Genomic DNA, 14,814 nt, shown 5'->3' on the forward strand with positions numbered 1-14,814 from the left:
CGTCTCCCGGTTTGTATTACTTGGCTTAAGCCCGCAAGGTGCGGCCACTTTCCAGATCAATAATGGTAGAGGGTTTGGCGGCCCGGTCACAGGCGCCGCTGACAATAAAGTCCAGCCTTTCACCAAGCTGACGGGCCACCTGGAACTGATTGCGGGCCGCCGGGCGGCCACTGATATTGGCACTGGTGGAAATGATCGGCTGGCCCACGGCCCGGCACAGATCTCTGGCCAAGGGGTGATCCGGCACCCGCACCGCCACCTTGGTAAAAGCGCCACGCACCCAGGCGGGTACGCTTTCGCGGGCGTCAACCAGATAGGTCAGCGGTGCTGGCCATTGCCTTGCCACTTGCTCACGCTGACTGTCGGTAAGGCGGATATAGGGTTCGAGTTGCGCCAGGTCTGCGCCGATCAGGATAAGCCCCTTGCTCACCGGCCGCTCCTTGATCGCCAGCAAATCCAATACCGCCTCTTCATTGAAAGGATCACAGCCCAGTCCATAGACCGATTCGGTGGGATAAGCCACCACGCCACCGGCCTGGATAATCTGTGCCGCGCTATGCAGATGCTGGTACATGAGAAACTCGCCCTGAAAGAAAGACGGGAAAATACCCTGCATAGGAAGCCGGCTCAAGAGAGAGCCCAGGATTGCACTGGTTAAAGAGGCACAGGGGCCAGATGTTTTGCCGTCAGAACCTTTTTGCCTTTCTTCACCTCAGTGGTGTCACACTCGACCTCCTCACCTGGGGTGAACGCCCACTCCTCCCCTTCCGGCATGGTGCCGATAATCCGGTAGCGCATACCTCCCACATGGACCGCCTCTACTGCACGCCATTCTCCTTGTCCTCGCAGCAGGGGCACATAGATCTCGAACATGGCACACCTCGAATTCAGACTCCCTGGCACCTTCAACATTCCGCCCCTGGCGAGAAAAGGTCAAATATCAGACGGGAGCCAGGGCAGGTATGCAGGGAAGGGCCATCAAGTCCGATCTAGGTCGCACCGCTGCGTTTCAGGTAGCCGCCGGCCACTCGCTCTACCCAGCCCTCCAGTTCCAGTTCGGAAAGCTGCCCTGCCAGATCGGTGATCGGCAGGCCGGTGCGCTCCTGCAAAACATCAAGGGAATTGAGCCCCCCGGTCAGGTGCTGGAGCAAGTCAGGTAAGTCCGGCTCATTGATACCCACCGCTTCGACACTCCGCCGGAAGTCACCGAAGGCATGAAATATATCCTCCCGGGATTCAAGCCAGCTGGCACCATCACGCAATAGCTGATGGCAGCCCTTGCTCAAGGGATTGTGAATACTGCCGGGAATAGCGAATACCTCGCGCCCCTGGGCCAGAGCGGTGCGAGCGGTGATCAGGGAACCACTCTTGATGGCAGCTTCCACCACAATAGTGCCCAGACTCAGCCCGCTGATCACCCGATTGCGCTGGGGGAACTGGGCCGGCAGCGGCGGCGCACCGGGGGCAAACTCCGTGACTAGGGCACCGCCGGATTCCACGATCTGGCCGGCCAGCACCGCATTGCGGGGCGGATAGATGCGATCCGGCCCGCTACCCAGCACGGCCACCGTGCGCCCGCTACTGATCGCGCCCCGATGCGCAGCAGCATCCACACCCAGGGCCAGGCCACTGACGATAACAAAACCACTGCCCGCCAGATCCCGGGCAAAACGGCGACTGTTGTCCAGTCCGTCCGCTGACGCATTGCGCGCACCGACGATGGCAAGACCGGGCGCATTGAGCGCCGCCACACTGCCACGCACCGCCAACACACCGGGAGCGTCCCCGAGCTGGGCCAACAAGGAGGGATAGTCCGCATCTCCCAGCGCCAGCCAGCGCCAACCTTGCTCTCGCAGATACTCGTAATGCACAGTCAGGGAACCGGTGTGATCCAGCAGCTTGCGCCGCTCTTTCAGGCCAGCCGGCAACAGGGGGAGATAATCGGCCAGCGCAGTGCGGTCGATGGATTGCTGTTTCAGAGCGCGGCCCAGAGCCGCGGAAGACGGGGAAAACAACGCCTGCAATAGCAGGCGTTTGTATTGTCCGTCCATCGCCCACCTCCTTGTGTGCGTTTGACGGGTTGTCAGGAGCCGAAACTCCGGCGGTGAGCGCTACCGCAACTTAATGAATCAGTAGCTGCCCGCCGGGCTTTCGGCGATATCATGCATGTAAATAGGACGCTTGGACTCCATGATCAAGCCGTAGCTGACCTTGTCGAAGGCACGGAAGATCACCATGGAACCAGTCCTTTCCCTGGGCAGGCGCACCATATCCCCACGCTGGCGATCACGGACCGCCTCACCCTGACCAAAGACATCCAGCACATTGCCTTCTTTCAGTCCGTCACGCAGACCTTTGTTGACCACCACCACATCGTTACGTGCCACGCTATTGATGCGATCAAAGAAACGGATCACCTTGGCTTCGATCTTGGTATCCGGCGCCGACGGGTACAGCACGGAGCGAACCCTGCGATCTTCGGTGGAAAACAGCCGGTCATCAATCCGCAGGTCCTCGCTGGTCTTGGTCACCTGCAGAGTCAGCATATCCTCTTCATGGCCGGCCACACGCCCCAGACCGATCTGACGGGCTTCGTAGCCGAGCACTTCGTTGGTATCCGGGTCCACGTATTGCTCGCCGGTCCGGTAGAAACCGTAGCCCTGTTCCAGATTTTCCCACTGGGTCATGGCATCACGCGCATAAACGGTGTCACCTTCGCCAAAGATCACCCGACGATCACGGCCCCCAACGATGTAGGGAGCCTCGGCAATCTCCTGACGACTGACCACCAAACCTTCCTTCAGATACGCGGCAATGGCGCCGGCAGGAATGGCGGGAATAGCCTCATCGTTGGCGATCTCGCGCACTTTAGGAGTGAGTTTGACCGTGCCGTTGGGTAAAGTTTTCTCTTCCACACCGCGCTTCACCGACAGCCGGGGCTCTCCATCTACATAGGTCAGGCGGATCTCATCACCGGGATAGATCAGATGGGGATTGCTGATTTCTTCGTTGATCTGCCAGATTTCCGGCCATTGCCAGGGCTCTTGCAGAAAACGGGCGCTGATATCCCAGAGGGTATCGCCGTTCTTGACGAAATACTTGCCGGGATGCCCCTCTTTGAGCATGACCTGGGCAGCAGCCAGGCCGGATAAAGACACTAACAGCCCGAAGGCCAGGGCGCGCTGGACCGATTTCATCATCATCGGATTCCTTTTATCATTATTAGACTCATCCCCGAGAGCGGCCGTGGACCGAGTTTCACGGACACGGTTTCTTTTGGATATTAGCAATGCGATCATATATTTAGCAACCGAAATTCGAGTGCTATCGCAACTTCCGAGAAGGTACATGGCCAAACTGGAAATACTGGAATTCCCTGACCCCCGGCTACGCACGGTAGCAAAGCCTGTGGAAAAGGTAGATGACGAGCTTCGCAAACTGATCGACGACATGTTCGAAACCATGTACGCCTGCCCGGGCATTGGCCTGGCGGCTACCCAGGTGGATGTGCATCAGCGGCTGATCGTGATGGACCTGTCCGAGGACCAGACCCAGCCTCGCGTGTTCATCAACCCGGAGATCACCCCGCTCACCGATGAGGTGGCCCCATATGAAGAAGGCTGCCTGTCCGTGCCCGGCTTCTACGAGAAGGTGCAACGCCCGGCGCGGGTACATATCAAGGCCCTGGACCGGGACGGCAATACCTTCGAGGAAGAGGCCGACGAGCTGCTGGCCACCTGTATCCAGCATGAGATCGACCACCTGGATGGCAAGCTGTTCGTGGACTATGTCTCCCGGCTGAAGCGTGATCGCATCAAGAAAAAGCTGGAAAAGATCCACCGCCAGCAGGCATGAAAGCAGTGACTAGCTACGAGCTTCTAGCGGCTAGGCGCGATCATGTTTTGTCATTGTCTTGGGGAGCTGATGCCCGCGCCCGACCATGAAGCGCGGCTGACAGCTAAGTATAGGCTCACACCTGCAACCGCGTAGTTGCTCGCAGCTAGAAGCTAGAAGCTCATAGCTCTCAAACAAGAGGCTTTTCATTGAAACCCTTACGCCTTGCCTTCGCCGGCACCCCGGATTTCGCCGCCGCCAGCCTGCAAGCGGTGCTGGACAGCGACCATGAGGTGGTTGCCGTGCTCACCCAGCCGGATCGGGCCGCCGGGCGCGGCAAGAAAGTGCAACAAAGCCCGGTCAAGGTACTGGCCGAACGCCACGGCATTGCGGTACTGCAACCGGAAAACCTGAAGGGCGACGAGATCCGCCAGCAACTGCGTGACTTGAATCTGGATGCCCTGGTCGTGGTGGCCTACGGCCTGATCATTCCCCAGGCGGTGCTGGATATGCCGCGCCTGGGCTGCCTCAACGTGCACGGCTCCCTGCTACCCCGCTGGCGCGGTGCTGCCCCTATCCAGCGCGCCATCACCATGGGTGACACAGAAACCGGCAACACCATCATGCAGATGGAAGCGGGCCTGGACACCGGCCCCATGCTGCTCAGCGAAAGCCTGCCGATTGGCGATAGCGAAACTGGTGGCGAACTGCATGACCGACTCGCCGCCCAGGGCGCCCGCCTGCTGGTCACCGTACTGAACGATCTGGAGCAGTATCTGGCCAACGCCACCGCGCAGCCGGACGACGGTGTCACCTACGCCCACAAGTTGAGCAAAGCGGAAGCGCGCCTGGATTTTCGCCTGCCCACCCGCGCCCTCTACAACCGCATTCGCGCCTTCAATCCCTTTCCAGTGAGCTGGGTCCCACTGAACGGTCAGCCCATGCGTATCTGGCAAGCCAGCGAAAGCCCGCAACCTGGCCGGGATAACGATGAGCCCGGCCATATTCTCAACGTGGACGACAGCGGCATCCATGTGGCCACCGGCGATGGCGCACTGATTCTTGAAGAACTGCAACTGCCCGGCAAGCGGCGCATGGCCGTGGCCGATCTGCTGCGCGGTAACCCGGATCTGTTCCAGGTAGGCGAACCGCTGGGTGACTCCATTGACAACGTCTGACCCGCGCCTGACCGCGGTACGTGTCCTCAACAGGGTACTGCCCGGTAAAGGCGACGGGGAAAGCCTGCGCGAAGTGCTGCGTGACTTTCCCCTGCAGGGCGCCGACGGCGGCCTGATGCGCGATATCTGCTTCGGCGTCTGCCGCCACCTACGTCCGCTCAACCACTGGCTCAACCAGCAACTGGGCAAACCCCTTAAAGCCAGCGCCCAACCGGTGCGGCTAGCGTTACTCGCCGGGCTCTACGAACTGTGGTTCAGCGAGCGCCCCGCCCACGCCATCGTCAACGCCTACCCACAGCTGTGTCGCAAACTGAAAGCCCCCTGGGCCGCCGGGCTCAGCAATGCCATTCTCCGCAAGGCCAGCAAACTGACGATGGATGAGGCCGTCGCCGACGCCAACCCCAACATCCAGCTCAGCCTGCCGGACTGGCTATTCAAGCGCTGGCAGCAAGACTGGCCCGCCGACGCGGAAGCCATGGCCCGGGCCAACCTGCAAACACCGCCCTTCACCCTGCGAGTGAACCGGCGCCAGCAGCAGCGCGCCGGAGCCATTGCCGCCCTCGGCGACGGCGCCCGCCCCGGCGAGCTGTCCCCCTGGAGCGTCTACCTGAGCCCGGCCCGCCCGGTATTCCAGCTGCCAGGTTTTGAACAGGGCGCCCTGTCGGTGCAGGACGAAGCCGCCCAGCTGCCCGGCGAAGTCCTGCAGTGTCCACCCACCGGCCGCATCCTGGATGCCTGTGCTGCACCTGGCGGCAAGACCGGCCAGCTCTGCGAGAAATTCCCCGACGCGGAGCTGGTCGCCCTGGAGCTGGAAGGCAAGCGACTGACTCGCATCAAGGAGAACCTGGCCCGCCTCGGTGCCGAGGTCACCCTGCTGCAAGGCGATGCCAGCAACCCGTCAAGCTGGTGGGACGGCACCCCCTTCGACGCCATCCTGCTCGATGCCCCCTGCTCCGCCACCGGCATCCTGCGCCGCCAGCCGGATGTGAAATGGCATCGTAAAGCGTCCGACATCCACGCACTGGTTGATTTACAAGCGCGCATGCTGGATGCACTATGGCCGCTGCTCAAACCCGGCGGCATGCTGGTGTATGCCACCTGTTCGGTACTGCGGGATGAAAACGATCATCAGGTCAGCGCCTTCCTGCAACGCCAGCCACAGGCCCGGGATGTGACGCCACGGCCGGAAGAGGCCACAATGGTCAGCGCGGGATGGCAGCTGTTCCCGCAACACCATGGCCCAGACGGTTTCTATCTGGCGTGCCTGCGAAAGGACACTTGAGCGGGCAGCGTTTTCTCCTTTGTGAGAAAAGTCGTGTAAGAGCGCCGCTCGAGGCACCAATCCTCCCCTGGTCTTACAGGGAAGGGAATCGCGCTGTTCGGGGACTGGAGAGACAGTAAAGCGCATGAAGATCATTATTCTCGGTGCCGGCCAGGTGGGCGGCACCCTGGCCGAGAACCTGGCCAACGAGCGCAACGACATCACCGTCATCGATACCGATGCGGAACGGCTGCGCGAACTGGGCGATCGCCTGGATATCGGTACCGTGCGCGGCATGGGCTGCTATCCGGCGGTGCTCAAGAATGCCGGCGCCGAAGACGCAGACATGCTGATCGCGGTCACCAACTCCGACGAGGTGAACATGATCGCCTGTCAGGTGGCCTACTCCCTGTTCCGCACGCCCTCCAAAATCGCCCGTATCCGCACCGCCCACTACACCAGCCGGTCCGACAAGCTGTTCAACGAAAACGCCCTGCCCATTGATGTGATCATCAGCCCCGAGCAGGTGGTCACCGACTATATCAAGCGGCTTATCGAGCACCCCGGCGCCCTGCAGGTGGTGAACTTTGCCGGTGGCCGGGTACAGCTGGTGGCCGTGCGCGCTTACTACGGCGGGCCACTGGTGGGCAACGAGCTGCGCGAACTGCGCAAGCACATGCCCAATGTGGACACCCGGGTGGCCGCCATCTTCCGCCGCGGCCGGCCCATCATTCCCGAAGGCAACACGGTGATCGAAGCGGATGATGAAGTCTTCTTCATCGCCGCCAAGAACGATATCCGTGCGGTGATGAGTGAATTGCGCCGTCTGGAGCACAACTACAAACGCATTCTGATTGCCGGCGGCGGCAACATCGGTTACCGGCTCGCCAAGAGCATCCAGCACCGTTACAACGTGAAAATTCTGGAGCGCAGCCCCGGCCGCGCGGAATGGCTCGGCGAAAAACTGCATCAGACTGTGGTGTTGCAAGGGCTCGCCACAGACCGGGACGAACTGCTCAAGGCGAACATTGAGAATACCGACGTGTTCTGCGCCCTCACCAACGATGACGAAGCCAACATCATGGCTTCATTACTGGCCAAGCGGCTGGGCGCGCGAAAGGTGATGACGCTGATCTCCAACCCGGCCTACGTGGATCTGGTCCAGGGCCACGATATCGATATCGCCATCTCGCCCCAGCAATCCACCATCGGCAGCCTGCTCAGCCATGTACGGCGGGGTGATGTGGTCAACGTCTATTCCCTGCGCCGGGGTGCAGCGGAAGCCATCGAGGCGATTGCTCACGGGGACAGCAAATCCTCGAAAGTGGTGGGCCGCGCCGTTGAAGACATCGACCTGCCGGAAGGCACCACCATCGGTGCCATCGTGCGCGGCGAAAAGGTGCTGATTGCCCACGATGACGTGGTGATCGAACCGGATGATCACGTGATCCTGTTCCTGATCGACAAACGCCGCACCCGGGACGTGGAAAAACTGTTCCAGGTCGGGTTTACCTTCTTCTAACGGCCGAGGCCACGCCAGCGCATGCATTTTGCACTGATCTCGAAAATTCTCGGCCTGCTACTGGTGGTGTTCAGCTTCACCATGATGCCGCCGGTGGCCGTGTCCTACTGGTATCAGGAAGGCAGCGAAGGCCCCTTCCTGGTGTCATTCGTGATCACCCTGCTGTTGGGGCTGGCCCTGTGGCTCCCCTTCTTCAAGCACAAGGAAGAACTGCAGACCCGCGACGGCTTTCTGGTGGTGACCCTGTTCTGGTCGGTACTGGGTTTGATCGGGGCCCTGCCACTGTATATCAGTAATGACGTCCCCGTCGGCTTCACCGATGCCGTGTTCGAATCCATGTCAGGGCTGACCACCACCGGTGCCACCATCCTTTCCGGCATCGATTTCCTGCCTAAATCGATTCTTTTCTACCGCCAGCAACTGCAGTGGCTGGGTGGTATGGGCGTGGTAGTGCTGGCCGTTGCCATTCTTCCCATGCTCGGCGTGGGTGGCATGCAGCTTTACAAGGCAGAAATCCCCGGCCCCATGAAGGATGCCAAGCTCACCCCGCGCATCGCCGAAACGGCCAAGGCCCTGTGGTTGCTCTACCTGTTTATCACCGTCGCCTGTGCCGTGCTTTATTGGGCAGCGGGGATGACCATCTTTGATGCCATCTGCCACAGCTTCAGCACCGTGGCCACCGGCGGCTTTTCCACCCACGACGCCTCCATGGCCTACTGGGACAACCCCTGGATCGACTGGACCGCCACCCTGTTCATTCTGATCGGCGGCGTCAATTTTGCCCTGCACTTTGCCGTCTGGCGGGGGCGCTCATTGATCGCCTATATTCTTGATCCTGAATTCCGCTTTTTCATGACCCTGTTCCTGCTTTACACCGGGCTGATTACCGTCGGCTTGCTGGCCTTCGAGGTGGATGTGACTGCCGATGATGCACTGCGCCACTCCGCTTTCCAGGTAGCTTCCTTCAGCACCGGCACCGGGCTCACCAGCACCAACGCCGCCGCCTGGCCGGGCTTTATTCCTTACCTGCTGATCTTCACCAGCTTCATCGGCGGCTGCGCCGGTTCCACCGGCGGCGGCATGAAAGCAGTGCGAGCCGCCCTGGTATTCCATCACAGCGTGCGCGAGTTGCGTCGGCTGATTTATCCCAACGGCATCTTTGCCCTTCGCTTTGGCCGCCACTCGGTCCCGGATCGGGTATTACAGGCCGTGTGGGGCTTTGTCGGGGTCTACATCACCCTCTCGGTCATCTTCACCCTGCTGTTCACCATGACCGGCATGGACCTGACCACCGCCGTCAGTGCCGTGGCCGCCAGCCTCAATAACCTGGGTGTAGGTATCGGCCAGGTCGGCGGCGGTTTTGCCAACATTACCGACAGCGCCAAGTGGATGATGACGGTACTGATGGTGGCCGGGCGACTGGAAGTATTTACCCTGCTGGTGCTGTTTACGCCCATGTTCTGGCGACAATAAAAGGGCAGTTACTAGTTAACAGTTAATAGTTGCGCGTGGGGAGCCCTGCCAACGGAAAGGCCGTGCCCACGCCAACAAAACCGCACCGTTATGCAGTCCACATAGGTTATCCCTTATGGCTTTCATTCCGCTGGCATTCGTGGGGCTTTTTATCATTCTGGCAGTGTGGGCCGTTCGCTCACCTAAGTCTCGTACCGATAAAGAAGTTGGTTTAACCCCGCAGTTTGAAGAAATCTGTGGCGGAAGGATTGGAATGATGAACTACACTTGGCCATTAGTTCGTCATTCCATCTATGATGACTTCATTGTTATCAAGTGCCTAGGTGGCTGTTACACCATCCCAAGAAATAGCGTAAAGGTTGAGAGAGGCGACGGAGTTTTATCCAATGGCGTGCTTTATAAATCGCCAAAGTATCTCGGCCAAGAACTACGCATCTGGACTAGCTCTAAAAATGTGGTTTTAGAGGTTCTAGAGAGAAATGCATAACAAGCGGCGCCAGGCAACATCACGACTCCTGCCGTAACCACCCGCTGGCCCGCCCGAAGTGATGGGCGTAACGAATACGCAGCTTTAAGCGCGAAGAGCTGCCAAAGCCAGACGCTAGTCTCGCTTCTGACAGCAGCTCCGCAGACACAAAAAAGCCCCGGCGGTTGCCGGGGCTTTTTTGTTCTAGCTGTTAACTATTCATGATTCACTGTTAACTGCTTTTACGCGATATTGTTCACCCGCTTGGACTCGCGGAACAGCTGGTCCAGTTCGCCTTCGTAGTAGGCTTCCACCCGCGGGTTCATCACTTTCTTCCACAGCGGCGGGATCAGGGCCAGCACGTACATGGTGGCGTAACCGGCAGGAAGCTGCGGGCTTTCCTCGTAGTGACGCAGCACCTGATAACGACGCTTGGCATAGGCGTGGTGATCACTGTGACGCTGCAGCTGGAACAGGGCCAGGTTGGTCAGCAGGAAGTTGGAGTTCCAGCTGTGGGCCGGCGTTACCCGCTCGAAGCGACCTTTTTCGTTCACACGACGGTGCAGGCCGTAGTGCTCGATATAGTTGATGATTTCCAGTGCCAGGGCAGCGAAGAAGCTTTGGCCCAGGAAGAACACCACACCCTGCCAGCCCCACAGCAGACCGAAGGTCACCGCAAACAAGGCAGAAATGCTGTACCACCAGATCAGCTCGTTATAGATACTGATGTTTTTCTTGCCCTTACGCTCCAGGTATTTCTTTTCCAGGCTCCAGGCATTCTTGAAGTTGCGCACAAACGCTTTGGGCAGGAAGTCATACAGGCTCTGGTTGTAGCGGCTGGAAGAGGCATCGTCCGGGGTAGACACATGCACATGGTGGCCACGTACGTGCTCAACCTTGAAGCCGGCATAGGTCACGGTAGACAGCAACAGGCCGCCCATCCAGTTTTCCACCTTGGGATCCTTGTGAATCAGCTCGTGGCCCAGGTTGATGGCGATGATGCCACCCACAGTACCGATGGACACGATCCAACCGATCTTGCCGAGCAGACCATAATCATTGGTCATGAAAACATGGCCGGCGTAAAACAGCACCGCGATCCACACAAAGCCCATGGCGATGGCAGACACCCGGTAAAAAATCTCTTCACTCATGCTGGGGACTTGCACATCTTCACTGGGGTTGGTCGGATCTTTCCCCACCAGATAATCCAGTACCGGGATAATCCCGAAAATAAAGGCATACATGAACCAAGCCCAATAATCCTGAGTGCCGCTATCCACACCCACATAGGCCGAGAAAGGCACAAGCGGCACCATGAATGCCCAGAAAGTCAGGTACCCGTATTTTTTCATTTTTAGCATTACGTCAGCGTTCATGCTCTCGAACATGGCTTATACCTCGCTAGTTCAAGCCAAAAGTAACAGTCTTCAATGTGACGATCAGGTTATCCCTGATTTCTTGAATTGTCAAACAACTCATTTAGTGCCATAGTATCGACCTTGGAGGATAATTCCCGCCGAAGCCGAAAAGGACCTTTTAATGTCGTTGAAAGCCGTCAGCCTGAGTGAGCAGATTGCCCAGCACCTGGCCGAGCAAATCATCACAGGCACCCTGGCACCCGGAGCTCGTTTGCCGGAAAATGATCTGGCCAAGCAACTTGATGTGAGCACCAACTCACTTCGCGAGGCCTTTCGTGTCCTGGAAAAGCAGCACCTGATTGAGTTGCAGCCGCGCAAGGGCGCACGAGTGTGCGACGTCACAGATGAGCAGGTTCACGACCTTTACGACTTCCTTTTCATGCTCCTGTCGCGGCTGGCCGGCCAGGCTGCCAGCAACTGGATGCCCGGCCAGATAGAAGACCTGGTGGAGCTACTGCCCCAGCTGGACCAGCATTATCAGAACAACGACCTGCCCGCCGCCCACCAGCTGGCGTTCCGCTTTGTGGAAATCGCCACCGAACGATTCGCCAACAACCGCTACCTGGCCACCGACATCGTCGATCTGATCCCCCTGCTCAAGCGCTACACCTTTATCGCCCTGCAGGAAGACACCTCCGAGTTCGACGTTTCTCTGCAGCTGTTCAAGCGCTTGCTGATCAACGTGGTCGGCCGCAACACCGCCGATGCCGAAGCAGACATCCGCGAATACGGCGAAAACCAGTGCCAGATCGTCCTGCGCGCCATCGCCAAACGCCGCAACGCGGCTTAAAAGGCAATTAATAGTTCGCGAGCTGAGGCGAGCACCAAGAGCAAACGCATGAGGCCGCGCCTACCTCGTAGACGCGGCCTCATGCATTAGAAAAACAGAGGCGCCTGCTTCGCGCGTTATTAATTATTCATCATTAACTATTAATTGCTTCCCCACACAATCCCCACAAAGCCTCCTTGCTCCATTGCCATGCTGACCTCCATCACAAGGAGGCCACCATGAAACTGACGCTTTTCTTCTCGCTATTGCTACTGACCCTCACCGCCCAGGCGGACTGGCAGGACGAGGCCGCCACCGGCGCGCTGCTGCTGGCCGATGACCAGGGAGACATTACCGCCGCCACCCTGCTCGATACCGATGCTCACATCACCGTCAGCGGCCCGCTGGCGCGGGTCACCCTGACGCAACGATTTCACAATCCCAGCCAGCAGTTTCGTGAGGGCCGTTATCTGTTTCCTCTGCCGGAAAACGCCGCCGTGGACGGCATGGTGCTGACCGTCGGAGAAAGACGCATCGTCGGCCGCATCGACAGGAAAGCCGAGGCGGAAGAGGCTTATCGTCAGGCCCGCGCCAGCGGCAAGAAAGCCAGCCTGGTCAGCCAGCAGCGCCCCAACCTGTTCACCACCGCCGTGGCCAATATCGCTCCCGGCGAAACCGTGCAGGTGGAACTGCATTACCAGCAGACCCTGAACGTGGACGGACGCCGCTTTCAATTGCGCCTGCCGCTCACCCTGACCCCGCGCTTCACCCCAGCCACGGAAACGCCCCATCCCCTGGATTCGCTGCTGCGCAATACCGTGGCCAACCCCGGCGGCCCGGCCGAGGCCGGCACCGCTTCGATCCGCATTGATCTGGACGCTGGCAACCGCCTGGCAACCCTGGGTAGCCCCAGCCACGCCATCCACTCACAACGCCACGGAAGACACTACACCATCACCCCGAAAGGCGGCTCCGTGCCCATGGACCGGGATCTGCTGCTCAGCTGGGAACTGGAAGACAAGGGCGAACCACTGGTCACCAGCTTTCACGAAGAGATCGATGGCGAGCACTACGCCCTGCTGATGGTGGTCCCGCCGGAAACCGGGCAGGTGACAACGCTGCCACGGGAAACCTTATTTATTATCGACAGCTCCGGCTCCATGGGCGGCGCCCCCATGCGCCAGGCCAAGGCCAGCCTGCAGCTGGCCCTGCAACGCCTGAAACCCGGCGACCGCTTCAACATCACCGACTTCGACAGCCAGCACACCCTGCTGTTTGATCAAACTGCCACAGTCACCGACGCCAGCCGCCAACAGGCTCAACGCTTCGTGGACAGCCTGCATGCCGGTGGCGGCACCCACATGCTGCCCGCCCTCAGCGCCACCCTGGCCCAGCCAACCAGCGACGGCTACCTGCGCCAGGTGATCTTTATCACCGACGGCGCCGTGGGCAACGAGAACGGTATTTTCCGCGCCCTGCACGAACAGCTCGGTGAAGCGCGCCTGTTCACCGTGGGCATCGGCTCCGCCCCCAACAGCCACTTCATGACCCGTGCCGCCCAGTTCGGGCGCGGCAGCTTTACCTACATCAACGACCAGAACCAGGTCCAACAGGGCATGGATACGCTCTTCCGCCGCCTGGAATCACCGCTGATGCGCAACCTGCAGGTGCAGCTCCCGGACAACGTGGTCGCCGAACGCTGGCCGCAAAAGCTGCCAGATCTGTACGCCGGTGAGCCCCTGCTGGTGACCATGAAACTGTCCGCCCCCACCGACCGGGTTACCGTCAGCGGCTACAGCCACCAGCACTGGCAGCAGGCGGTCACCCTGCCCGTCAGCAGTAACCACCCGGGCACCGCCAGCCTGTGGGCCCGGCGCAAGATCGCCGACCTGATGGACCGCATCACTCTGGGTGCCCCGGAAACCGATATCGCCCCGCAGATCACCCAGGTGGCCCTGCGCCATCAACTGGTCAGCCGCTACACCAGCTTTATCGCCGTGGAAGAGACCGTCTCCCGCCCGGCCTATGAACCCCTGCTGCAAGACACCGTCCGCAACCAGGCACCTCATGGCACCGCCTGGCCCAGCACCGCAACACCGGCACCCCTGTTATGGCGGCTGGCCGGCGTGCTGCTGATCGTCACCCTGCTGCTCTGGCTGCGTCAGCGGAGGCTAAACCATGGGACGGCTTGAACGAGGCTCGCTGGTATTGAGTCTCGCCGCCCTGCTGGGGCTGGTAGGCTGGGCCAGCTGGCTGGACGGCAAGGCCTGGCTGGCCCAGCACCTGATCGCCCACGCCTGGCACACCACCCTGGACCAGGGCGCCCCCCAGCGCCCCTGGCCCTGGGCAGACACCTGGCCAGTGGCGCGGCTCATCACCCCCGCTGGCAAAACCCTCTTTGTACTGGAAAGCACCAGCGGCGAAGCCCTGGCCTTCGGCCCCGGCCGACTGACAGGGGGAATCGACAGCGACCAGGCCCTCACACTGGCCGGCCACCGGGATACTCACTTTGCCTTTCTGGAAACCCTGCACACGGACGACATCCTCACCGTGCAATTTACCGACGGCTCACAGCAGCACTTTCAGGTCAGCTCGCAGCAGGTCATCAACAGCCAGCAGCACCCCCTGCATATCCCCCGTGACAACCAGCAGCTAGTGCTGATCACCTGCTATCCCTTCGACGCCATCACTGCCGGCGGCCCCTTGCGCTACGTCATCACCGCCAGGGCGTAACCGTGGGAGCCATCGTTCGATGGCGAATGAAGCTCGCGACGGTGAAAGCGAAGCGATTGTAGCGCTTGAGGGGATGGGGATGATTGAATCCAGGAAACAACACTAGATAGGACAGCACCACCCCCGTTGGAGCTTTGCTGGCAAAGCGAAGGCGCTT

Annotated in this window: 14 protein-coding genes; 9 read left to right on the forward strand and 5 right to left on the reverse strand. The window is 60.0% G+C overall.

The genetic code is table 11. From position 1 onward, the window contains the following. Positions 1 to 25 precede the first annotated feature (25 nt). The 4 genes from ACMG4M_RS00300 to ACMG4M_RS00315 form a co-directional block, all read right to left on the reverse strand. Positions 26 to 616 carry an L-threonylcarbamoyladenylate synthase gene (locus ACMG4M_RS00300; RefSeq protein ID WP_232222128.1) on the reverse strand — a complete coding sequence of 197 codons (591 nt, stop codon included), beginning with the start codon at positions 614 to 616 and terminating at the stop codon, positions 26 to 28. A gap of 38 nt (positions 617 to 654) precedes the next feature. Next, positions 655 to 873 carry a hypothetical protein gene (locus ACMG4M_RS00305; RefSeq protein WP_156964915.1) on the reverse strand — a complete coding sequence of 73 codons (219 nt, stop codon included), beginning with the start codon at positions 871 to 873 and terminating at the stop codon, positions 655 to 657. A gap of 116 nt (positions 874 to 989) precedes the next feature. Continuing rightward, entirely contained in the window at positions 990 to 2,051 is a 1,062-nt protein-coding gene (dprA, locus tag ACMG4M_RS00310; RefSeq protein WP_414430487.1) for a DNA-processing protein DprA, read from the reverse strand. A gap of 78 nt (positions 2,052 to 2,129) precedes the next feature. Beyond that, positions 2,130 to 3,203, reverse strand: a complete 1,074-nt coding sequence (locus ACMG4M_RS00315; RefSeq protein WP_272962826.1) for a LysM peptidoglycan-binding domain-containing protein — start codon at positions 3,201 to 3,203, stop codon at positions 2,130 to 2,132. Positions 3,204 to 3,348: 145 nt separating this feature from the next. Here ACMG4M_RS00315 and def point away from each other — a divergent pair, with 145 nt between their 5' ends. The 6 genes from def to ACMG4M_RS00345 all read left to right on the forward strand — a co-directional run bounded on the left by def (position 3,349) and on the right by ACMG4M_RS00345 (position 9,755). Then, positions 3,349 to 3,855 carry a peptide deformylase gene (def, locus tag ACMG4M_RS00320; RefSeq protein ID WP_035249793.1) on the forward strand — a complete coding sequence of 169 codons (507 nt, stop codon included), beginning with the start codon at positions 3,349 to 3,351 and terminating at the stop codon, positions 3,853 to 3,855. 188 nt (positions 3,856 to 4,043) lie between these two features. Next, on the forward strand, positions 4,044 to 5,012 hold the full coding sequence (gene fmt, locus ACMG4M_RS00325) for a methionyl-tRNA formyltransferase (protein ID WP_272962758.1): 969 nt from the start codon (positions 4,044 to 4,046) through the stop codon (positions 5,010 to 5,012). After that, positions 4,990 to 6,294 (forward strand): 16S rRNA (cytosine(967)-C(5))-methyltransferase RsmB, encoded by a 1,305-nt coding sequence (gene rsmB / locus ACMG4M_RS00330; RefSeq protein WP_414430488.1) that lies wholly within the window; start codon positions 4,990 to 4,992, stop codon positions 6,292 to 6,294. The genes fmt and rsmB overlap by 23 nt, the downstream gene beginning before the upstream one ends. Before the next feature lie 124 nt (positions 6,295 to 6,418). Further along, on the forward strand, positions 6,419 to 7,795 hold the full coding sequence (gene trkA / locus ACMG4M_RS00335) for a Trk system potassium transporter TrkA (RefSeq protein ID WP_335626691.1): 1,377 nt from the start codon (positions 6,419 to 6,421) through the stop codon (positions 7,793 to 7,795). 21 nt (positions 7,796 to 7,816) lie between these two features. Next, entirely contained in the window at positions 7,817 to 9,268 is a 1,452-nt protein-coding gene (locus ACMG4M_RS00340; protein WP_035249783.1) for a TrkH family potassium uptake protein, read from the forward strand. A 115-nt stretch (positions 9,269 to 9,383) separates the two neighbouring features. Beyond that, the gene (locus ACMG4M_RS00345; RefSeq protein ID WP_156964914.1) at positions 9,384 to 9,755 is read left to right on the forward strand and encodes a hypothetical protein; all 372 of its coding nucleotides are present in this window, start codon (positions 9,384 to 9,386) and stop codon (positions 9,753 to 9,755) included. A gap of 221 nt (positions 9,756 to 9,976) precedes the next feature. On the opposite strand, the gene ACMG4M_RS00350 is transcribed toward ACMG4M_RS00345, so the two are convergent. Further along, positions 9,977 to 11,125: an alkane 1-monooxygenase gene (locus ACMG4M_RS00350; RefSeq protein WP_286827384.1), complete on the reverse strand. Its 1,149-nt coding sequence runs from the start codon at positions 11,123 to 11,125 to the stop codon at positions 9,977 to 9,979. 151 nt (positions 11,126 to 11,276) lie between these two features. Between ACMG4M_RS00350 and ACMG4M_RS00355 the strand changes: the two genes are divergently transcribed. From ACMG4M_RS00355 to ACMG4M_RS00365, 3 genes are all read left to right on the forward strand, one after another. Beyond that, a complete protein-coding gene (locus ACMG4M_RS00355) occupies positions 11,277 to 11,945 on the forward strand; it encodes a GntR family transcriptional regulator (protein ID WP_035249779.1) in 669 nt (222 codons plus the stop codon). A 218-nt stretch (positions 11,946 to 12,163) separates the two neighbouring features. Then, a complete protein-coding gene (locus ACMG4M_RS00360) occupies positions 12,164 to 14,116 on the forward strand; it encodes a marine proteobacterial sortase target protein (RefSeq protein ID WP_052043054.1) in 1,953 nt (650 codons plus the stop codon). Then, entirely contained in the window at positions 14,103 to 14,657 is a 555-nt protein-coding gene (locus ACMG4M_RS00365) for a class GN sortase (protein ID WP_414430489.1), read from the forward strand. Before ACMG4M_RS00360 ends, ACMG4M_RS00365 begins: the two co-directional genes overlap by 14 nt. Positions 14,658 to 14,814: the final 157 nt, after the last annotated feature.

Source organism: Alcanivorax sp. IL3, assembly GCF_047495465.1.
Lineage (GTDB): Bacteria > Pseudomonadota > Gammaproteobacteria > Pseudomonadales > Alcanivoracaceae > Alcanivorax > Alcanivorax jadensis.